The sequence below is a fragment of the Ruegeria sp. AF1 genome, assembly GCF_056542125.1.
In genome coordinates this window covers 98,122-119,470 of sequence record NZ_JBQFZG010000012.1, presented here as the reverse complement: position 1 = coordinate 119,470, position 21,349 = coordinate 98,122, and the positions used below count along the sequence as shown (strand labels likewise).

Genomic DNA, 21,349 nt, shown 5'->3' with positions numbered 1-21,349 from the left:
ACCCATTTGGTCTTGCGGAGCGGGGCGAGGCAGGCGGCGAAGGCCGCGGGATCGGCCAGTCTTTTCAGATCACCGAAGAACTGAAGCTGCCCTGCCTTGTGCAGCGCCGACAGCCCTTCCAGGAACAGGCGCCGGAACAGCCGGGCCAGGACGCGCACGGGCAGAAGGAAACCAGGGCGGCAGGCGATCCAGCGTGTAGCGTCAGGTGACAGGCCGCCGCCGGGCACGATCATGTGGACATGCGGGTGGTGGGTCAGCGCCGAACCCCAGGTATGGAGTACAGAGGTCATGCCCACGCGGGCGCCAAGGTGCCGGGGATCGGCGGCGATGGTCGTCACGGTCTCGGCTGACGCTCGGAACAGCAGGCCGTAGACCGCCGTCTTGTTCCAGTAGGCGATCCGTGCGATCTCCGCCGGCAGGGTGAAGACCACATGGAAATACTCCACCGGCAGCAGGTCATCGGCCCGTGCTGCCATCCAGTCGCGCGCGGCCGGCCCTTGGCACTTCGGGCAGTGCCGGTTCTTGCAGGAATTGTACGCGACATGCCGGTGACCGCATTTGGCGCAGGCTGCCACATGCCCGCCGAGCGCCTCGGTCCGGCAGGCTTCAATCGCCGACATCACCCTGAGTTGGGTGAGGCTGACATGCCCGGCATTGGCCCGCCGCCATGCGGGACCATGGGCGCGAAAGATGTCAGCGATCTCAAGCCGCGGGCGGGGCACCACCCTGGTCCGCTACTCCCGGCTTCGATCCTGCAGCTTGGCCAGCGTCTCGTAGGGGCTCGCCGTGTCACGGATCAGCTTCGTGGCGACATGTGTGTAGCGCTCCGTTGTTTCGAGTTTGGCATGCCCGAGCAGGACCTGGATCACCCGCACATCCGTACCGGCCTCCAGAAGGTGCGTCGCGAAGCTATGCCGCAGCGTGTGCAGCGTGCTGCCCGGCTTCTTGATCCCCGCGATGTGCTTTGCCGAGCTGAAGGCGCGGTGGAGTTGGCGCGACGAGAGGGGGTTGATCTTGGGCTTGCCCGGAAACAACCAGCCCTCAGGCCGCGCCTCGCGCCAATACTCGCGCAGCAGGTTCAGCAATCCCGGCGACAGCATGACCTTCCGGTCCTTCCGCCCCTTGCCCTGTTCGACATGAATCAGCATCCGGTCGCTGTCGATATCGCTGACCTTGAGATTGCAGACTTCCGAGGCCCTGAGCCCGGCACCATAGGAGATGCTCAGCGCCGCCCGGTACTTCAGCCCCGGTCCTGGCGCGACCCGCAGCAGTGCCGCTACTTCCTCGGCGCTGAACACCACGGGGAGCTTGCGCGGCTGGGTGCGGAACTGCATGTGCCGCTTCATCTCGCCCCGCCCGCAGGTCGTCTCGAAGAAGAACCTCAGCGCAATGATGCGGGCGTTGTAGGTCGGCGGCGTGACACCGCAGTCGGTCATGTGAAGCTGGTAGGCGCGCAGATCGTCCGGCGTCGCGGTGTCCGGCGACCGTCCCAGAAACGCTGCGAAGTCCTTGATCGCCCGGATGTGCGACTTCTAAGACTTGTCACCCAGCCCCTTGATCCGCATGTCCTCGATCATCCGCTCGCGCAGCGGCGTTGTTCTCTCCTCCGCCATGGGAACCTCCTGTCTTTCGATTGAGAGGTCCCAATCGTCAGACAGCCGCGCCCATTCCCAAATGCACAGGGGTCAGATCAATGCAAAACGCCTGCCACAGGCTCCAATGCCGCGCGAGCGGCTTCGTCCATGTCCCGCCAACCGGAACTGCAATGTCTATTTTAGAATGTCCAGTTCGGGTAGTCCGCGGCCCTCCGGCACAAGCGGGCCAATGGCTGAAAAATCCGCAAGACATCTTCAGCGCTTTTCTACTGTGGGTCTGCCATCCGTCCCAATAAGGTCATTTATCTAAACAACCGGGGCATGTGTACTGTTTGTCCGTTAGATTAATAGTTCCTCTGACATTCGACATAGGCCAAATCCGGCTCCCGCAACCAGGTCGAATAATCTCTACACAGGCAGTTCAGACTACAATTGATCCACTCGATCAATTGCTTAACGTCCTCATCTCGTCAGCCTCATAAACCGAAAGTCAGTGGCTTCGGTCAACGGGACAACCAGGCAACAATCTGGTCCGTTTCCAGTCTCCTGCGCGTGCGTTGTGGCAATTGAATCACCAGTCCTCGGTTGGTTTGAAACGACTTGGTATGCGCAACGATCAGCTCGCCCGTGGCCAGGGCGTCTTCGATCAGGCACAGGTGTCCCATCAGTATTCCTGCGCCCGCCTTGGCTTCCTCTACGGCCAGACTGTAGAGGGAGAATTGAGCACCACCTTTGGCATTATACAGGTCATAGCCAGAGTGCTGGGCCCATTTGGTCCAATCTTCACTCCACACCAGATCGTGCAGCAACGGTAAATCCCGAAAACCGTTTGCGCGGCATATTTGGTCCTTAAGTGTCGGGGCACAAACCGGCACGATTTCGTCCGGGCAAACAACCACCTGATTTGCCGTGTCGTTCGGTGGAGCGAAGAAGATTGACAGGTCGAACAGTTCGCGCCCAAGGCTCGGCGGCGCTTCCAGCGCTGTGACGGAAAAACTGATGTCGGGAAAATGAGATCGGATCTGGCGTAGCCTTTTGGGGAGCCAGAGTTGAGCAATGGCCGGCAAGGCAGCGATATGAAAATCTGCATTGGGTTTAAGGTTGCGCAGCGCCTGGGTCGCGTCGGCCAATTGGTCAAAAGCCCGGGTAAATCCAGCAACCAGCGATTGCCCCTCGGGCGTGAGTTCTACGCCTTGTGCGTTGCGTCGGAAAAGGGGTGCACCGGCCCAGCCTTCCAGCGTTTTGATGTGTTGCGAGATGGCGCCCGGTGTGACGTTCAACTCTTCGGCCGCGGCGACAAAGCTGATGTGGCGCGCCGCCGCCTCGAAAGCGCGCATTGCGTTCAGTGGAGGCCCTTTGGGGCGCTTTGGGGAAACGCTCATCATCATAGCCTTAGTTTTTCTACGCCAAGAAATAACAATTCTGCTTTGCGAAGTCACGCAGCAGCGGCCACAGTGGAAGAAAAAGGAGGATGTCAGATGACACTTGCACATAGAGACTGGGTGCCCGCCGCAAGCGAAACGCTGGTTCAGAGTATCTCAACAAAGACAGCATCAGCATCGTCCGGCGACCTACTGGGCCGGATCGCGCATCTGGCAGAGAAAAACCGCCGCATTCACGAGAAAGAGTGTTTCAACCTCAACCCCGCGACAAATGTCATGAACCCCAAGGCCGAGGCGCTTTTGTCGTCGGGTATCGGATCCCGGCCATCGCTGGGCTATCCCGGTGACAAATATGAAATGGGGCTGGAAGCAATCGAAGAAATCGAAGTCATCGCGGCCGAGCTTTGCGCAGAGGTCTTTGATGCCCGGTTTGCAGAGGTTCGCGTGCCGTCGGGCGCAATTGCAAATCTTTATGGTTTCATGGCGACCTGTAAGCCAGGGGATACAATCATCGCTCCGCCTGCAACGATCGGCGGCCATGTGACCCATCATACTGCGGGCTGTGCAGGGCTGTTCGGGCTGCGCACGATCGAGGCTCCGGTAAACACAAAAGGTTACACCGTCGATCTGGACCAGCTGCGCGATCTGGCGCGGGTTGAGCGCCCCAAGCTGATTACGATCGGCGGAAGTCTGAACCTTTTTGAACACCCTGTTGCCGAGGTGCGGGCCATTGCGGACGAAGTTGGCGCGAAAGTCATGTTCGATGCCGCGCATCAGTGCGGGATAATCGCGGGGCGTGCATGGTCGAACCCGCTGAATGAGGGCGCGCATTTCATGACCATGAGCACCTATAAAAGCCTTGGTGGACCAGCAGGTGGATTGATCGTGTCGAATGATGTCGACATCGCCAAAGCATTGGATGCCATTGCTTTTCCCGGGATGACGGCCAATTTCGATGCCGCCAAAACGGCCGCGCTTGCGGTTACGATGCTGGATTGGATAGATTTTGGCCAGGTGTACGCAAACGAGATGATTGCACTGTCAAAAGCACTTGCCGCCGCGTTGGATGCGCGGGGCGTTCGCGTTTATGCGGGTGCGGAAGGCTTCACCAATTCGCATCAATTCGCAGTTCTGGCAGATCCCTATGGCGGAGGGCAGGCCGCATCAAAGAAACTTCGCGAAAGCGGGTTCCTTGCGTGCGGCATCGGATTGCCTGTCAAGCCGGTTGAAGGGGACTTGAATGGGTTGCGGATCGGCACTCCTGAATTGGTTCGCTGGGGCATGACCTCTCAAGATGCCGAGCGCCTCGCCGATTTGATCAGGCGAGGTCTGGACGGCGAGCCTGTTGCTTTGGAAGTCTCTGCCTGGCGCAGTGAATTCGACACGCTGCATTTCGTGAACTAGGCGCAAGCGGCCACCACAATCGCCCGGTCTGGTGGCTGCTCTTAACTGTTTTCCTGAATAATCGCCTCAATTCTGGCCAATGTAGCAGAGTTGACGGCGACACCTTTTTGACCTGCCGCAAGGCGACATGCACGGCGCCCATCTCCGGGCAGGTGCGCGCCGTCCTGATTTCTGATCGACGCGACCAAGTCCGAAATTGCGTTTGAAAACAGTCCATTTGACGAAACCGCAGGGTCAATAGCGATGAAGAACTGCCCGGTTTTCGGTGGACCCCCGACCGTCCCCGAGAACGGAGAGGCATGCAGCCCAAGTGTAGACCCCGTCAAAGCGGCCGCCATGATTTCAGTCAGCAAAGCGATACCCACACCTTTGTATCCGCCGGATGGGGCCATGCTTCCTTTCAGACCGACATTCGGGTCTGTTGTCGGGTTTCCATCCGGGTCCAGCGCCCAGCCGACCGGAATGGCTTTGCCTTCTCTGGCGTGTTTCATCACTTCGCTTTTGGCGATGGTGCTGGCGCTCTGGTCGATCAGCAACGCGGGTTGTCCGTCTGGACCCGGTACCGCAACAGAGAACGGGTTGGTGCCGACAACGGGCTTCGATCCACCCGAAGGAGCAATGGATGCAGGTGCATTGGTGAATCCAAGACCAACCAGGCCCGCCTGCGCCAGTCGATACGTGTGATAACCCAACACACCGCAATTGTAGCTGTTGGTGATCGCAAGGGCCGCGATGCCCTGTTCGCGTGCCGCCGTGATCAATGCTTCGAAGCCCAGGTCAATGGCTGCATGTGCGAACCCGGTCGCAGCGTCTACACGGATAAGGCCGGGGCGCGGGGTTTCCAGCGTCGGTACTGCCTGACCGTCGACCTTCCCGCATTGTACATGTTCACAGTAGATCGGGATATAAGCCAGACCATGACTGGCCACCCCATCTGCTTCGGTTGCCGCCGTGGCCACGGCCAGAGGGCGCGCGTTTTCTTCACTTGTGCCAGCGGCAACCAACGCGGTGAAGGACAGCTTTTCGATTTCGGCAAGCGACAGGGTTTGGGTCTCGGTCATCTGATGATCCTTCAGTCATTGTCCGACAGGCCGGAACCAGCGCCAAGCAGTCGGGATTCTTCAGTTGCAGGGGCATATGTACGGTGCGCCATGGAGTTGAGAATCTGCCACACCTCTGCATTTGGGGCGGCACGGCTTTGCAGAGGACGACTGTTTTGAATGTGGCCGCCCTCAGTTATCTCAACATGATCAGCGCGGTCTAAATTGCAGTCTGCGCAGCTTAAATGAACACCATCAGTTATCGCAGCATACCCGTCAAAGGTGACTTTTACTGTCGTTCCCAGTTTTTTGGCCCCCGCAGCGACAAAGGGCAGCAACAGCAGCGGTGCCGCGAGATTTGAAATCGAAATGGTGCCTTGGGACAGGACGGTCGGTGAATCCGATATCGCAGCTCCGGTCATCAGGGGGCACAGGTCTTGTTGGCCAACCCATACTCCGTTCTGAAGCACAGGAATGTGGCGTTCCAGACAGGGCGCATATTCACGTTTGAGCAGTTGGGCCAGAATGGCGGGCCCGTCGAACCCTTGGCCGTTTAGCCACCGGGTGGCTTTCGCAGCCTCTTCCGCCACGCCCCAGGCATATCCGGCCCCACGGGTTGCGCGTTTGGCTGTTGCTTCGACTTCGTTCAATGAAAAGGTCATTGCGCAACCTCCGGATAAACCCACAAATCTGCGTTCGCGGTATTTAGCTCATCGGGGTAGGGGGCGCCGGCATACATGCAGATGCGGACCCAGCGATCTGAACGAGGGTCGAAATGCGTTGCGCCAAAGAAGGATAGTTTTGCGCGCAACATATCGATGGGCATCACATTCGCGCCGATTGTGTTGTCATGGATCTCACCATATGGCGCGACACGGCTGATTTGAGCGCGGCGTACGGTGTGGCGGTGCTCAGGGTGGCGCATAAGAAACTCTGCTATCGGCGCATCATCCGGCCACTCTTGCAAAGCCTTGAAAGCCATCGCCGCATCACGCGCGGGCGCGAGCGGTTGTTCATAGTCTGCAATCGGTTCTTCAAACCGTTCACCCAGTCGGGGTTCCAGTTTCTCTTCCGAAACGTACCAGGCCCGCGCGCAGTTTTTCGGATCACTCCAATCAAGGTCCAGCGCCCAGTCAAAGCTTTGGCGGATCAAGTCGCGCACATCGGATACCCGCATGGCTCCATCAATCACCTGTGCAGCCGCATTTGTGTCCGCCATGCAGCTGGACAGCCCGTCCACGACATCTCCGTAAGGCTCAAGGATCAGCGAGGCCAGCAACTCCTGGCCTTCTTCGCTGAGCGCAGTTTCCGACCATCGGATCATGCGATCCCACGGATGGTCTCGTGTCAGGTCGTCTGTAGCCAGAAATACGTCGATCGAATTCAGGTCGTCCTTTAGCGCAGCGAGTTTTTCAACCTGTATCGGGTGTTCAGATTGCCACCACGTGATTGACTGTTTGCTGCGCGCGAAAACGTCGCGAAAGACACGCGCGTCTTTTTCGGTTGCTGTCTCAATTGACCGCACGCGCGAGATGGCCTCTTCCCGCGCCATGATCCAGTTGTTGAACAGAACGGGATGGTTCACGATGAACGGCGCCATTCCCAGTCCTGTGGAATTTCCGATGCCCAGCCAGCGTGCGATTTCAGGATCAAGCGCAGAGGTCTGATCCCCGCCTTTGACCTGCGCCATATATTGCACCAGATCGCGTACAAAAACTCGGGTCAGATAGACTGACAGCATTTCGATCTGGAAGGGACCACTGACCTCATTCCGGTCCGCCGTTTTCTCACGATCCGCAGCGCCGAATTTGCCCGACCCGTAAACAGCCGTGGTCCTCATCAGATAGCCGACCTGATAAATCTGTTCCAGGTCCGGTTGCTGGCCCGCAGCCAGACGATCCACCACATGAGCCCAGAGTCGCACGGAACGGTTGGCGCGTGACAGTGACAATTCGGTTTCGCTGACACGCCCTGCCTCTTGCAGCGGTACGTTCAGGGACAGGCGATCTATGTCTTCTGGCGTGGGGATGCCATCGAACAGCGCAAAGGTGGCGTCCCACGCTTCGGCAATAACCCGGTCTGACCGTTGATCGGCAGGCAGGTCATGGGCAAAGGCGACCAGCGAATAGGCGCGATCGGGGCCTTGCGCGGTATAGACCGCATGCCCGACACCTTTGTCGTCAATTTCAAATGCAGGGCGCGAAAATCTCCAGTTTTCATCGGCCATGCGGCGTGTCAGTTGCCGCATAAAGCTGAGCCGACATTGGTGTAGTGATCCCAGTCGTGACAGTCGCATGACCATAGCGGGGTCACGTCTGGCGATCTCTGTCTGCGCGTGTGGTTCCATTTGGTTACCTTTGTGGGACGAAGTTCTCGGCAAAGAACCGATACCAGTTCCTGCCCATGATCCCGGCCACTTCGTCATCGTTCAGGCCAGCCGCGCGTAACCCTTGTTCGATGTTTCCAAAGTCTCGGTTGTCCTGAAACCAGCCCGGCATTGGTGGAAACCCCGGGGCCGAGGCCGAGCCTTCGCCATAGTCGATTTCTTTTGTCCACCGCCCCACACGCATCCATTCAACGATGCTGTCAGGCTGATCCTGGCACAGGTCAGTGCCGATCCCCAGATGTTCGGCCCCATATTTGTCCGCAGTGCGGGCGATCATCTCGCAAAAGCTCTCCAGAGTGCAGTCGGACTTGTCCTTCAGGTGGTGAGGGTAGACCGAAAAACCCAGCATCCCACCGTTTTCAGTCACGGCGCGGATGACATCATCTCGCTTGTTGCGCAGGGCCGGGGACCATTCGTGCGGATTGGCATGTGTGATTGCGATGGGCCGGTCCGAAATCTCAGCCGCTTCGATTGTGGACCGGTCTGCCGAATGGCTCATATCCACCACAAGGCCCACGCGGTTCATCTCTTTGATCACCTGCTTGCCCATTCTGGTTATGCCGGTGTCTTCGGCCTCATAACAACCGGTCGCAAGCAGGGATTGGTTGTTATAGGTCAGTTGCATGAACCGCGCGCCCAAATCATGCAGAATTTCAACCAGCCCGATATCGTCTTCAATGGGCGACGGGTTCTGAAACCCGAAAAACACTGCGGTCCGGCCCGTTTTACGGGCTGAGTCTATATCGCTGGCCCACCGGCCCTTCATGATCAGATCTGGGTACTGCTCGAACCAACGGTTCCATTTCTCGAAATTCAGAACCGTTTCGCGAAAGTTCTCATGATAGGAGATGGTGACATGGATCGCGTCCACGCCCCCTTCGCGCAGCTGGCGGAAGATCTTCTCCGACCAGTTGGTATATTGCAGGCCGTCGATCCGCATCAGACCGGGCCTGCGCTGATATAGGCGGTTTTGACGGTTGTATAGAACTCGGCTGCCGCCTTGCCTTGTTCGCGCGGTCCGTACGAGCTGTCGCCCCGGCCACCGAATGGTACGTGGTAATCGGTGCCAGCGGTGGGCAGGTTAACCGTCACCACGCCGGTGCGCGCGTTGCGGCGGAAATGGGTGGCGCGGGCCAGTGATTTGGTCACGATGCCTGAGGTCAGGCCGAAATTGGTGTCGTTGACCACGCTCAGCGCCTCGTCATAGCTGCCGACCTTGATGACGGATGTAAGCGGTGCGAACATTTCTTCGCGATTGATGCGCATGTCGTTGGTGGTGTTCAGGAACACGCCCGGCGACATGTAGAACCCGTCATGGGGCATCTCCAGGCGCTGACCGCCACAGGCCAGCTCGGCCCCTTCGGATTTGCCCAGGTCGACATAGGTGAGGTTTTCATTCAATTGCTGCTGACTGACGACGGGACCCATCTGCACGCCCGCTTCCAGCGCGTGACCCACTTTCATTGCCTGCGCACCGGCAACCAGTTTCTCGACAAAGGCATCATGGATGCCCGCGTGAACTACCAGACGCGACGAGGCGGTGCATTTCTGACCGGTGCCACCAAAGGCCCCGCCCAGAGCCAGCGTCACCGCCAGATCCAGATCGGCGTCGTCCATCACGGCCAGCGCGTTTTTAGACCCCATCTCCATTTGCACTTTGGTCAGGTTCTGGATTGCTGCGGCGGCGATACCTTTGCCTACGGGCACCGATCCGGTGAAGGAAATCGCATTGACCTTGGGGCTTTCCACCAGACGTTGCCCAACCGAACGGCCCGAGCCCATCACAAGGCTGAACAGACCTTTCGGGACATCCTGCCGTTCGATGATTTCAGTCAGGGCCACAGCCGAGGCGGGGGTGATGTTGGCGGGTTTCCACACAATCGCGTTGCCATAGCACAGCGCCGGGGCAATCTTCCACGAGGCCGTTGCAGTGGGGAAGTTCCACGGGCTGATGATTGCGACAACGCCAACGGCTTCGCGGCGCACATCCACTTCGATATCGGGGCGTACGGAATCGGCGTTTTCACCGATCTGGCGCAGACACTCGGCGGCGTAATAAGTGAAGAACTGACCGGCCCGGTAAACCTCACCCTTGCCTTCGGCCAGCGGCTTGCCTTCCTCGCGGCTCAGCAATGTACCCAGTTCTTCGGCGCGGGCCATCAACTCGTTGCCGATGGCGTTCAGGACGGCCTGTTTCCGCTCCAACCCGTAGGCAGCCCATTCGGTCTGCGCGACGCGCGCCTGATCCAGAGTCGCCTCAAGCTGATCGGCGCTGGCCTGTGTGAACATGCCAACCAGATCGCTTAAATCCGAAGGATTGCGGTTTTCAATTTCGCTTTCGCCCGCCAGCCATTCGCCGGCAATCAGGTTCAGTTTGGTCACGTCAGGCCCCAAATTCGCAAATTTCGATTTGGGTAAGGATGGAACTTTCGACTAACATCAGTCAAACTCAAATAACTTTAGTAAACTTCAGAAAGTTTGAAGTATGGCGATGAAAGTCGAGATGCTGCGGTGTTTTTGTACCGTGGCCCAAACCGGAAACCTTGCCGAGGCTGCCAGCCGTCTGGGTCGGACACAATCCGCCGTCTCAATGATGCTGAAACAGTTTGAAGATCATCTGGGCAAGAAACTGTTTGAAGGTGAACGGAAAAATCACCTGTCGCCGCTGGGTCAGCAGGTTCTGGACCTTGCGCTCAAACAGGTGCGCGATTTTGATCAGACTGTTCAGAATATAGAAATGGCGGCGCAGGCGGAACATGGGTTGATCCGTATCGTATCCGTGCCGTCTGTGGGGGCTTTGGTCTTTCCCGCCTTGCTGGGACATATGGCATCACGCTTTCCCGGATTGAAGATCGAGTTGCGAGACGGGGATTCGCAACAGGTTCTGGACGCCGTTGCCGGGGATAAGGCGGATATCGGCATTGCATCCGGCCATCATCCCCTGAACGGGGTCAGTACCGAGCCTCTGTTTCAGGATCAGTTCGGACTCGTTGCAGCTTCTGATCATCCGCTTATGACACAGGCCAAACCGCCCGAAATCCGTGACCTGATGGCGGCACCCTTCGTGCGAAACGCCTTGTGCGACATCATTGAATCATCCTCGTTCAAAAAGATTCTGGACCGGGCCGAGGTTACTATTCACAACACGCACTCGCTGATCACAACGGTCAGGGCAGGCCAGTGGATCACGGTCCTGCCGCAGACCGTCGCGCAATTCATCCCGGACGCGGTCGCCTTTCGCCCGATTTCAGATTTGCCGGACAAGCGAGAGGTATACCTTTACCGTCGAGAAAGAGCCCGCTTCCGCGAGATCACCCAGGCCTGCTGTTCGTATATCCTGTCCAGCGGTTTCGGAAACACTGGCTTGGTGCAGGAGCCAGTTTTGGATTAACCCTGCTCAAAAACACAAATTAATTAGGTTCTAGCAGACTCGAAGCGGCTCACATGCTAGGTTCCAGGTTGAAGCGGGGGACTTCAGATGGGAAACATGTCTCAGGACCTTAGGGGCTGGCTGAGCGCAATTGGATTAAACGAGTACGCGCAGGCCTTCGCAGACAACAAAATCGATTTCTCCATCCTGCCTGATTTGACGGCCGAGGATTTGATCGAAATTGGGGTGACGGCCGTCGGTGATCGGCGGCGGCTGCTGCGCGCCATCGAACAGATTGATACCAGCCAAACATCAGCAGAGCCTGAACCTGCTGCACAGCTCGAGCCCGCGCGCCGACAGGTTACAGTGATGTTTGCCGATCTTACCGCATTCACGAAACTATCCAGTGAGCTGGATGCAGAAGATCTGCATGCGCTGCTGAATCAATTCTTCAGCAAAGTGGACAATGTCGTCGAAAAGTATGGTGGTCGTATAGACAAGCATATCGGCGATGCGGTCATGGCCGTTTTCGGAGCGCCGATTTCACATACCAATGACACCGAAAGGGCGGCGCGTGCTGCTGCCGAGATACATGCAGTTCTACCGACTTTGTCACCACCGCTTTCCTGCCACATCGGTATTGCGTCAGGTCAGGTCATTGCCAGTACGACCGGAAGTCAGTCGCATACAGAATACACTGTCACAGGGGATGGGGTAAATCTGGCGTCCCGTCTGACGGATATTTCCGCAGGCGGCGAGACTCTGGTTTCACATGACATTCAGCGCGCGTTGGGACCGCTATTCGTGGGCGAATCCCTTGGTGTGAAGGCCATCAAAGGGCTGAATGATCCCGTTGAAATTTGGCGTCTGGATCGATTGGCCCGGAACATTCGCACACGGCGTCATAAGTTCATCGGGCGCGAGCGGGAGTTGTCGGTGTTCTCGGCCACATTTGACCGATGCAAACGCCACGGCAAGGGCGAAGTCCATGTGATTCTGGGTGAGCCCGGGATCGGAAAAACCCATTTGTCCGAGCAAGTCGCTGAACTGGCATCCGGCCAGTCCTACACGATCCACAACGGTGTCGTGATGGATTTCGGCGCGCGCGAAGGGCATTCGGCCATTCAGATGGTTGCCCGCAGCATTCTGGGTCTTGACCCGTCGGATGGCGCGAAAACGGGTGCCGCAGCGGCCAGGGACGCAATCGCCAGGGGCTGGGTCAGCCCCGCGAACGCCGCGCACCTCAACGCGCTGCTTGAGCTGGAGCAGGACGCCGGTCTGGCCGAGGTGTTTGCGGTGATGGACAACAAGACCCGCTTGCGCGGAAGGCGGCAGGTCATTGAAGAGTTGCTGTCGGCCAGCAGCCGGGAAGCCCCCCTGCTGATCCAGATCGAGGACATCCACTGGGCCTCGCCCGAGATCCTGGTGACCTGCTCTCATATTGCGGCGGCGACGCGGAATATCCCTTGCGTGTTGATGATGACCAGCCGGGTTGAAGGCGACCCGATTGACCGGGACTGGCAAATGGCAACCGATGGCGCGCCGGTGTCCAAGATGGAACTGGCGCCGATGGGCGAGGAACAGGCCAGACTGTTGGTCGAAGAATTCACGGCCATCGACCCCGAGTTGCTGGAAACCTGTGTCAAACGCGCCGGGGGCAATCCGCTGTTTCTTGAACAGTTGTTGCGCAATACAGATGTACTTACCCAACAAAGCGTGCCCGGCAGTATTCAGGGGATCGTTCAGTCCCGACTGGATGCACTGGATCGAACCAGCCGCGCCGCCATTCAGGCAGCATCGGTACTGGGGCAACGGTTCTCGGCAGAAGTGCTGAACTTCATTCTGGGTGAAGGGCATCTGGATACGACCAGCCTGATCCGATCCGCGCTGGTCCGAGAGGCAGGGCCTGACCTCATGTTTGCCCATGCGCTGATCCGGGATGGATCCTATGCAACGTTGGTCAAATCCGAGCGTGCGCGCCTGCACAGACAGGCCGCCAAGTGGTTCGAGGATCGCGATGCGACCCTATGCGCACAGCATCTGGACCGGGCTGGGGCGAATAACGCCGCACAGGCGTATCTGGACGCGGCGGAGAAACTGATCCAGGCCTTCAGATTTGACGATGCCAGCCCATTGATCGAACGCGCCCTGGAACTGCCGTCCCCCGCAGGTGTCCGGTTCGATCTGCTTTGCGCTCGGGCTGAGACGCACAGGCTTCAGGGTCTGTCCGGCGACGCACTGCGTGAGTTTCGGGAAGCTGCACGCGTTGCCGAAACCGATGAGCAAATAAGCCGCGCGTATATCGGGCTCGCGCAGGCTGCGCGGCAATCCAGCCTGTATCAGGACGCGCTGGAGGCACTCGATATGGCTGAAACCGCCGCCGAGCGTTGCAGGTCAGAGCGGGATGTGGCGCAGATCAATTATGTGCGCGGTAATGTCTTTTTCCCTCTGGGCCGGGACAAGGAAGCGCTAAGCGCCAATGAACGCGCCCTGACGCTTGCTCGCAAACTTGGCTCTGCCCGCCTCGAGGTTGGGGCGCTAAGCGGATTTGGTGATGCAAACTTCATGAAAGCCACCATGAAGACAGCGACAGGCTTTTATACGCAAGCTGTTGAACGAGCGCGCGAAAAAGGGCTGGTCCGCGATCTGGCCGCCAATCTGCACAATCTCAGCGTCGCGCGCAGTTACACCGGGGACGTCGCACAGGGCAAGGCTGACGCCATTGAGGCCATCGAAGTCTCGCAAAGGTATTTTGCCTTTGTTCCGGAATGCGTTGCACAGACCTGCCTTGGCGTGGCCGAGACCTTTTTGGGCAACCTTGATCAGGCGCTGGAAGCGTTCAGTGTTTCAGCTGAAATTGCGGAACGCGTCGGTGCAAAACGCCTTGAGGCGCAGGCCCTTGAACATCTGGCACGAACGCAGGTTTATGCCGGAAAGTTGGACCACGGTCGGGAAACAGCTCGTCGCGCGGTTGAAATCGCGCTTGAACATGGGCGGAACTTTGTAGGGCCCAAGGCCTTGTCGGCCCTGGCAATGGCCGAGGCCAACCCTGATGAGCAAACGCGCTTGTTGAACCTGGGGTCTGAGATCATTTCCGAGGGATGTGTGGGTCACAGTCACCTTCACTTTTACTCGGACGCCTGCGCCGTCATGCTGGCGCGCGGCGATTGGGACGCAGCACTTGAATATGCGGATGGGCTTGCAGCCTTCACGACCACCGAGCCTTTGCCAATGGTCGATTTATCCATTTGTCAAACACGACTTTTGGCTGAAAGCGGACAGCAGAACATTCCGCCAATACAACACGGGGGGTATGCCGATCTGGCAACGCAGTTTGCCGCTATGGGTATCACGCAATCCCTTCTGGGTTCAGTGGGGTTTCTGGCTGATTAGGTGACACGGCAGGAGGCTGAATGAGCGTTGAAAGAAAGGTGTGGCTGATTTCTGGCTTGTTGACCCTTGGGCTTGGGGGTCTCTTGCTCAAACTTTGGATCGAACTGAATCATTTTGAGGGTGATCCCACTCAACTTCCGGATCAGGCATCAGTGGACGCGTATCTGGAAAAACTGGATGCCGTGCCGGATTACCGCGTTAAAACGGGGATCTTCTTAAAATCATTCAGCTTTCTTGGTGCCAGCGACGTGCAGGTCACCGGTTACGTCTGGCAGCGCTACATCACAGGTGTTCATGATGAGATCCGTCCGGCCGAGGGTGAGATCGGTTTCCTTCTGCCGGAAGCGGTCGATACAGCAAACGGACTGATCGAAGAGGCCTATCGGCTGCCGCAACAAGATGGGTTGCTGATCGGGTGGTATTTTGAACAAACCCTTCGGCAGAGTTTTGACTACACCCGCTACCCCTTTGATCACAAAACGGTCTGGGTGCGCTTCTGGCCCGCATCTTTTGACATCAATGTTGCGCTGGTTCCTGACTTTGAGGCTTATTCCGCGACTGGCCCGGATGATATTTTCGGCATCGACAGTCAGATCGTGATGGGTACGTGGGAACGTGAGAACACCTATTTCGACTATAAGTTGTCAAGCCTGGATACTACGTTGGGCATCGCTCAGAACGCCTATCAAACCAACATGCCCGAGCTGCATTATAACTTTGTCATCAAACGCAATTTCGCAAACGCGTTCATCGTGCACATGGTCCCGCTGCTTGTCGTGACAATGCTGCTGTTTGGGGCGCTGATGACCGTCACGCGCCGCGAGGGGCTGGCCGATCGGCATGACTTCAGCACGTCCAGTGTAATCGGAACCTGCTCGGTTCTGTTTTTCGTGATCCTGTTGGCCCATGTGCAGCTACGTGAAGGGTTCGCAGGTTCTCCTGTGATCTATATGGAGTCGTTCTTTTTCCTGATGTACTTCATGCTGCTGGCAGTTTCGGTCAATACATACCTGTTTGCGTCCGACGTTGAGACGTCGTTGCGGATCATCCACTATCGGGACAACCTTATTCCCAAGGCCGGGTTCTGGCCGTTCGTCCTGCTTTGTATGGTGGTGATCACGGCCTATAATCTCAGTTCCAAGGAAAGCCCGAAACCGCCACCAGTCAGCACAGCGGAAAACTAGATAGCCGGCTCGAATCCGGGCTTGGGTTCACCCTGCGCCATATCCAGTGTGTAGTCGCTGATAACATCTGATTTTCCGTCACGCCAGTTTTGCATGTACTTTTCAGGATCGGCGATCACATAGGCGTAGGCGGGTTTCATCACCCCATCCAAGATCACGTTGATCTTCTTGCGGATATAGACGTTCTTGGACGAGCCCGGACCATGATAACCTTCCAGCTTATCCAGCTCGTGCAGGCCCGATTCCGTCACCCGGTAAACCTCTCCGCTTACTTGTTTGCCCATGCCCTGCTGATCGACAAGGGTCGCCATTCGGTGCAGGAAGCCACAGTTCGGATTGTCGCAGAACGGTTCATTTGGAACGATCAGGGGCATTGGTTGCCGCGTGCGGGCAGGCCCGACAAAGTCATTCAAGACCCGGCTGTGTGCCTCATGGTTCGGGAACCCCTGTTTCAGGGAGCCGTATGTGAAATACAGATAGGTGGGTTCCTGAACGGCAATAAAGGTTTCGTCACGGCCCTGTTCCGCGTCTTTTATCTTAAGGTTGTGGTCTCGCGCCCAAGCATCCAGCATGGTCCGTATCTCGGGCGGGATATCCATGCCCTGAACAAATTTAATGCACGAGGTTGCATCCATGCCTTTGGCGCGCAACAGGATGTCGACCATCCTTGGGGCTTTGTTCATCACAGCCACATGCAATGCCGTGAAACCGTGATCGTTGACGATATTGACGTCGATATCGCGGTCGATCAAATCCTGTGCCGCTTCATAATCTGGCTTGCCCAGATCGTGACCGCCTTCGTTCAATTCGCCTTCGCCGCCAGCCGCATAATGCAGCAATGAATCGCCGTGGGCTTCGTCAACAATATTGATACCTACGACACCTTCATCGATGGCGCGGAACACACGTTTCCATTCATTGATGTCATCGGCGGCGGCAGCCTCCCGGGCCCATTTGCACACGCGGTATTTCTGGTCGTCCAGTTCTTCGAATGCCTCGCCCAGTGCTTCCATGATCTGGTCAGGCGTGGCCATCATACCAATCCCCATCCGGCCGTTGGACAGGCGGCCCTCCCGTGGGCCTATGAAATCGATGCCCAGTGTCTTCAGCCTTGCGACATTGTTCTGGGTGGTGATGTTGTTCCACATATTCGTGTTACAGGCCGGGCACAGGATCACGGGCTTCTTCTGGTACTGCCACGCCACAAAGACAGAGGTCAGAAGGTTATCGGCGATCCCGTTTGCCACCTTTCCCATGGTGTTGCAGGTGATGGGTGCGACGATCACGCAATCGGCCCAGTCACAAAGCGCCAGATGCGACGCACGCACTGGCATGTCGAATTCCATGTAACGGAAATTCCATTCATCATCGTCGCGGTAATAGTCGTTATGGGTGATCTTGGCGTCGATCCGTTCAGCGCCGAAGTCCCGAAAAAACTTTTCAGCCGAAGTGGAAGGGATCAGTTTGACATTGTGTCCGGCGTCGACGATGCGCTCAACAAGTTCTGGTATCTTGTCTGCCGCCGATGACCCGCAGGCACAAAGCAGCACGTTGCGTTTGCCGCTGCTTACCTCGTTCATCACACCTTTGGGATAGCCGAACATGTTCTTATTCAGGCTGGGTGTCTCTTCAAGCTTAGAAACGGGAAGACCTGCTTCGATCATGCGGTCCTGAAGGTGACCTGCCTTGATCATGTCCACAATGTCTTCCAGCTTTTCGCCTTTGCTGATGCACTGGCCTTGGAAAAACAGGTAGGGAACTTTGGGTTTTTCACCTAAAGATATCAGCTGACGTCGCATCTTTATCGCGTTGGGGTCGCGACCGCCCACATCCACCTGCTTTACGCTGGTCGCACCGATGTTCGAAAGAACACTTCTGAGCATGTAGGACCACGGGTCTTCATCTTCATAAAACAGAACCATGGGGTTGTTCCGGATAATGCTGGCGACATCGCCGGGATCTTCGGGCGGCTCAACTGTTTCGATCACCAGCAAAGCCGGGTCCTCCAGATCGCGCAAGCCGCGGAAGATGTTGCCACGAGGGGCTTGCCAGACCTGTGACGTTGCGGGGCTCATGTCGACGATCGTCACAAGGTCGGCTGCTTCATCATATGCGATACACAGGCACCAGAATTCTTCGAGCAACGCGGTTTCCCGGTAAACGTTTACCGGCGGGCGGATGGCTTCGATCCCGGTTACCCGATTAAAGTCGATATTGATCATCAGGTGACGGTCCGTGTTGGCGTCCAGGCCCTGTAGTTGCATCTTGAACCAGTCTTCGGGGGTAAGGATCGATGTGTCCTCGCGCGTTCCGAAACTGCGAAGTGAACTGCTCAGGTGTATGTTTTCAGCCGCGTTCAGATATTTCTGGGCCATGTTGTGCATGTCCGCGGCCGTGGCCACCCGTGAGACAACATCCGTGAAAGAGGCTTCGGTGGCCCGCAGCAGCTCGTCTTCGTCCACCTTGTCATCGCCGTGAATGGCCAGGCTTTCCACCAACACACCTAAGGAGTTCATGTTCGGAGTGGCGCGGCGGAACAGGTTGCGCCGTTTCTTGGGGTCTTTTGCCAGATAGAGCGTGCTGTCGACATAGTTGCATCGTTGCTTGAATGTCTTCAGATGCGTCTTGACCGCGGCACGCGCCGAGAAGCGCAAAATGCCACGCGACCGCATCGAGGTTCCGTCACGGTCCGACATCGCCTTCCAAAGCCGGTCTGCGGTTGTAACCCAAAGCTTGCCGTATTTTTCAGGATGTACGTCCATCATGTGCACCAGCCCAGTGCTTGGGTTGCACTTGGCGATGACGGCAAAATGCCCGCCCGGCATATTCGCTTTGCCATGGGCGACGCCGACCTGAAAATTCGCCACCAGAATATCATTGTCACCACCCAGCCGGTTGGATTCGTCAATCGCATCCAGCAACAGCTGCACGTTTGTCGTGTCCTCGTCCATGAAATAGGCCTGAACCTGAACACTGTCCCGCAAGCCCTGCGAATGAATGTAGGTACAGGCGACGTCAAACAGCTCACCCAGTGAGATACCGTCATTGACGACGAAAGACGAAGGCAGCGCGCATTCACGGAAAATGTCGTTCACTTCGCAACTGAAGCCCAACGCGGACATGCTGAGGGCGGCAGCCGTCACGCTGCAACAATTGATCGGCTGCTGGAAGTTCTGCAATTGAACACTGACCAGATCGCCGAACATCGTGGCGAAGCAGGGTTGACGGATTTCCTCTGGTATCTGACGCCAGTTCTCGCTGGACAGAAAAGCCACCCGCGATCCGTCCAGCGCGAGCGCTTCGAGGCTGACGGGAATGTCTGATATCTGAAGGTGCTCTTCATAGAAATAGTCACCGACATCCGCGCTGGCCAAAGGATTACCGTTCTGCCGCAGCTGAACCACACCGCGCAGAACAACATACATGCCGCTTGCTGGCAGAACCGTGTTGTCGGTCACCTCGATACATTCGAAATGACGGTTGATGACTGACGGGTCGGCAATCTTGGCCTCGCCCGGCAGAACCTTGTATATCAGGTTCCAGTCTGCGTCATTTGGGATATATGATCTGGATGTTTCAATTTGATCTATAAGCACAACTGTTCCCCCCGGAGTTGCGTTTCAAATGTCTAATTGCGGCCAGCAGGGGCTTTCGGGTTTTCGATGCGCAGATACCCGTCATTCAGAATTAAGGACGCGTCTGTTTTTGCCTTTCACTGGCCAGGGCCGGCCTGCCAAAGAGAAAAAGTATAAGCAAATTGGCCCAATTGGCTGCACAGTATCCGATTTTTGAATAAAAATCACGATGGCAGTGATGTTGGGTTTTAGGCTGTCCTTTCCGACAGGCAAATATGCGGTGCACCCAATGCAGCAAAGGGGGCCGAAAAGCTGTCGGATGTCAGGCTGACTTTCCGTTTAGTCGGCGAACAGGTAGTCCAGCCGCATCACCGCGTCGGCCTTTTCTTTGTCCACCCCAAGAAATTCGGATATGACAGCTATGTTTTCGGCGCGCTGGGCGGTTTCCCGCAGTCGCAGGTAATTGTCCAAACCGGCGGCACGGATTTGTTGGGACTCGTAACTCAGGTCGTTGCGAAGTGTCGGCAGCAGATGGGAAACAGTCTCAACCGGGCTGTTGTCACCCGCCAATCCGACGCGCCGCGCGTGGCCAATCAGGTATTCGTCCGAGTATTCGCATTCGATCTCAAGCACATGGGTTTTGGCCTGATCACCGCTGAAATCCTGAACAACGTCCAGATTGGCCGGGTCGAGGCACAGAACCAACTGGTCTGATCCGAAACTTTCGAAAAGCATTCGTACAACGGCCCGCCGATGGCGCGAGCGCTTGGTCAGCGTCGTTTCAATACCGCCCAGATCAGGCAGTTGGGTATCCCCTTCGTTAAACAGGTATTCGACGCAGGGGATATCTGTTTCAGACGCGATCTGATCGACCAGCCTTTTGGCGACATGCCACTTTTTGCACACGATCACAAACAGCTCTCGGTCGGGGCCCAGAACACTTCCGGCCTCCCAGAAGCGTTGCCTGAACCGGTGCCCGATGCGCCCCCGGCCAGCCAGAAACGCATAAAGGCTACGCCCCTCGTTCGAGATGGGAAAGTCGATGCCCTCACTCGCATAAAGTGAGCCGAGACGCTCTTTCAGCTCATGCGCCTCTGGGCTGATCTTGCGGGCAAACAAATAGTCCTGACCCAGAAGCATGTCATAGTGATCGTTGTAGAACGTGACGGGCATTCCATAATCCGAAAACATCAGAAATGTCGGTGTACGGTTTTCGATTTCACCTTTCGGGATCAGGTGGCGTACCAGCGTTTGAAAGAAGGTTTCATCGGGTATCCAGGTGGTTGCAAAAAACCGGATCACGTCCCTGCGCTGCCTTAGGAAATCCAGGATCATCTCAATCGTTCGGCGGCGAAGACACCACCATTGGCTGCCGATCATAACCTGAAGGTCTTCGGGAATTTGCCGCATCAGCCCAAAACGCCTCTGTGTTTCATAGGCGGCGTAGAACAGTTTCGGCTGGGTGCGTTCATTGAAATAATGGCGATAGATCAACCGGTCTTCTTTCATGCCGGTCTTGATCCAGTCGCTTTCGAAAAAGTCGTGGCTTTCAATGAAATCCTTGTCGTGATCATCCAGAAACCGGTGGGTGTATTCTGCGGTTTTGATCGCCATGCAATCACCGGACAGCATGTAAAAATGCGTGGCGCGGGGGAAGGTTTCGACGGCGGCCTGCAAGGCGTTCAGCGTGGCCTGCACCAGCGACCATTCTCCCCAGCCGCATTTGATGCGCCTTTTAGCAAAGGTCACGTTCGGATTTTGATCCAGCGCGGAACGAATGCGCCCGTAGCCTTCGGCGCTGGCACGGGCGTCAAAGTGGATGGCCATGCAATCGCCCGCAGCGGTCAGCTGTTCGGCCTGTGCAATGATTGCATCAGGGTCTTTATGGCATAGCAATATATAGGCAATCTTCGCCATCGAGGTTAGGTAATTTCCGTTTCTGCCCGGTTTCAACCGTGATACTGAGGATGAGCGATTGAATAAACAGAATAATTTTGGTTCCTTGTTATCAAAAGCTGGC

General features: G+C 56.9%; 14 protein-coding genes. 4 read left to right on the top strand and 10 right to left on the bottom strand.

Going from position 1 to position 21,349, the window contains the following annotated elements; genetic code table 11:
• The 3 genes from ACR0BK_RS15650 to ACR0BK_RS15640 form a co-directional block, all read right to left on the bottom strand.
• The coding region (locus ACR0BK_RS15650) for an IS91 family transposase (RefSeq protein ID WP_480555329.1) at window positions 1-722 on the bottom strand (722 nt) is incomplete at its 3' end.
• 12 nt (window positions 723-734) lie between these two features.
• Window positions 735-1,523, bottom strand: a complete 789-nt coding sequence (locus tag ACR0BK_RS15645) for a tyrosine-type recombinase/integrase (protein WP_480555335.1) — start codon at window positions 1,521-1,523, stop codon at window positions 735-737.
• 575 nt (window positions 1,524-2,098) lie between these two features.
• Window positions 2,099-2,932: a LysR family transcriptional regulator gene (locus tag ACR0BK_RS15640; RefSeq protein WP_480555334.1), complete on the bottom strand. Its 834-nt coding sequence runs from the start codon at window positions 2,930-2,932 to the stop codon at window positions 2,099-2,101.
• A 141-nt stretch (window positions 2,933-3,073) separates the two neighbouring features.
• On the opposite strand from ACR0BK_RS15640, the gene ACR0BK_RS15635 reads away from it, so the two are divergent.
• Window positions 3,074-4,381: an aminotransferase class I/II-fold pyridoxal phosphate-dependent enzyme gene (locus ACR0BK_RS15635; protein ID WP_480520122.1), complete on the top strand. Its 1,308-nt coding sequence runs from the start codon at window positions 3,074-3,076 to the stop codon at window positions 4,379-4,381.
• Between the two features lie 41 nt (window positions 4,382-4,422).
• On the opposite strand, the gene ACR0BK_RS15630 is transcribed toward ACR0BK_RS15635, so the two are convergent.
• The 5 genes from ACR0BK_RS15630 to ACR0BK_RS15610 are packed head-to-tail and all read right to left on the bottom strand — an operon-like array spanning window position 4,423 to window position 10,189.
• Window positions 4,423-5,442, bottom strand: a complete 1,020-nt coding sequence (locus tag ACR0BK_RS15630) for an Ldh family oxidoreductase (RefSeq protein ID WP_480555327.1) — start codon at window positions 5,440-5,442, stop codon at window positions 4,423-4,425.
• Window positions 5,443-5,453: 11 nt separating this feature from the next.
• The gene (locus tag ACR0BK_RS15625) at window positions 5,454-6,083 is read right to left on the bottom strand and encodes a DUF3726 domain-containing protein (protein WP_480555326.1); all 630 of its coding nucleotides are present in this window, start codon (window positions 6,081-6,083) and stop codon (window positions 5,454-5,456) included.
• The gene (locus tag ACR0BK_RS15620) at window positions 6,080-7,768 is read right to left on the bottom strand and encodes a hypothetical protein (protein ID WP_480555325.1); all 1,689 of its coding nucleotides are present in this window, start codon (window positions 7,766-7,768) and stop codon (window positions 6,080-6,082) included. The genes ACR0BK_RS15625 and ACR0BK_RS15620 overlap by 4 nt, the downstream gene beginning before the upstream one ends.
• A 4-nt stretch (window positions 7,769-7,772) precedes the next feature.
• Window positions 7,773-8,747 (bottom strand): membrane dipeptidase, encoded by a 975-nt coding sequence (locus ACR0BK_RS15615; protein ID WP_480555323.1) that lies wholly within the window; start codon window positions 8,745-8,747, stop codon window positions 7,773-7,775.
• Window positions 8,747-10,189 (bottom strand): aldehyde dehydrogenase family protein, encoded by a 1,443-nt coding sequence (locus ACR0BK_RS15610; RefSeq protein ID WP_480520114.1) that lies wholly within the window; start codon window positions 10,187-10,189, stop codon window positions 8,747-8,749. The genes ACR0BK_RS15615 and ACR0BK_RS15610 overlap by 1 nt, the downstream gene beginning before the upstream one ends.
• A gap of 103 nt (window positions 10,190-10,292) precedes the next feature.
• Between ACR0BK_RS15610 and ACR0BK_RS15605 the strand changes: the two genes are divergently transcribed.
• The 3 genes from ACR0BK_RS15605 (at window position 10,293) to ACR0BK_RS15595 (ending at window position 15,754) form a co-directional block, all read left to right on the top strand.
• Window positions 10,293-11,198 carry a LysR family transcriptional regulator gene (locus ACR0BK_RS15605; RefSeq protein ID WP_480555321.1) on the top strand — a complete coding sequence of 302 codons (906 nt, stop codon included), beginning with the start codon at window positions 10,293-10,295 and terminating at the stop codon, window positions 11,196-11,198.
• An 87-nt stretch (window positions 11,199-11,285) separates the two neighbouring features.
• Complete coding sequence (locus ACR0BK_RS15600; protein WP_480555320.1) at window positions 11,286-14,570, top strand: ATP-binding protein; 3,285 nt, start codon at window positions 11,286-11,288, stop codon at window positions 14,568-14,570.
• Between the two features lie 20 nt (window positions 14,571-14,590).
• On the top strand, window positions 14,591-15,754 hold the full coding sequence (locus tag ACR0BK_RS15595; RefSeq protein WP_480474678.1) for a hypothetical protein: 1,164 nt from the start codon (window positions 14,591-14,593) through the stop codon (window positions 15,752-15,754).
• On the opposite strand, the gene ACR0BK_RS15590 is transcribed toward ACR0BK_RS15595, so the two are convergent.
• Complete coding sequence (locus tag ACR0BK_RS15590) at window positions 15,751-19,350, bottom strand: flavoprotein (RefSeq protein ID WP_480555318.1); 3,600 nt, start codon at window positions 19,348-19,350, stop codon at window positions 15,751-15,753. The two genes, ACR0BK_RS15595 and ACR0BK_RS15590, sit on opposite strands and share 4 nt — an antisense overlap.
• Window positions 19,351-19,668: 318 nt before the next feature.
• Window positions 19,669-21,246: a DUF5928 domain-containing protein gene (locus ACR0BK_RS15585; RefSeq protein WP_480555317.1), complete on the bottom strand. Its 1,578-nt coding sequence runs from the start codon at window positions 21,244-21,246 to the stop codon at window positions 19,669-19,671.
• Between the last annotated feature and the right edge of the window lie 103 nt (window positions 21,247-21,349).

Coding starts and splice junctions, on each gene's coding strand:
- ACR0BK_RS15600 (WP_480555320.1), top strand. CDS start 11,286: ATGGGAAACATGTCTCAGGACCTTAGGGGCTGGCTGAGCGCAATTGGA.
- ACR0BK_RS15635 (WP_480520122.1), top strand. CDS start 3,074: ATGACACTTGCACATAGAGACTGGGTGCCCGCCGCAAGCGAAACGCTG.
- ACR0BK_RS15585 (WP_480555317.1), bottom strand. CDS start 21,246: ATGGCGAAGATTGCCTATATATTGCTATGCCATAAAGACCCTGATGCA.
- ACR0BK_RS15630 (WP_480555327.1), bottom strand. CDS start 5,442: ATGACCGAGACCCAAACCCTGTCGCTTGCCGAAATCGAAAAGCTGTCC.
- ACR0BK_RS15605 (WP_480555321.1), top strand. CDS start 10,293: ATGGCGATGAAAGTCGAGATGCTGCGGTGTTTTTGTACCGTGGCCCAA.
- ACR0BK_RS15640 (WP_480555334.1), bottom strand. CDS start 2,932: ATGCGCGCTTTCGAGGCGGCGGCGCGCCACATCAGCTTTGTCGCCGCG.
- ACR0BK_RS15595 (WP_480474678.1), top strand. CDS start 14,591: ATGAGCGTTGAAAGAAAGGTGTGGCTGATTTCTGGCTTGTTGACCCTT.
- ACR0BK_RS15615 (WP_480555323.1), bottom strand. CDS start 8,747: ATGCGGATCGACGGCCTGCAATATACCAACTGGTCGGAGAAGATCTTC.
- ACR0BK_RS15625 (WP_480555326.1), bottom strand. CDS start 6,083: ATGACCTTTTCATTGAACGAAGTCGAAGCAACAGCCAAACGCGCAACC.
- ACR0BK_RS15620 (WP_480555325.1), bottom strand. CDS start 7,768: ATGGAACCACACGCGCAGACAGAGATCGCCAGACGTGACCCCGCTATG.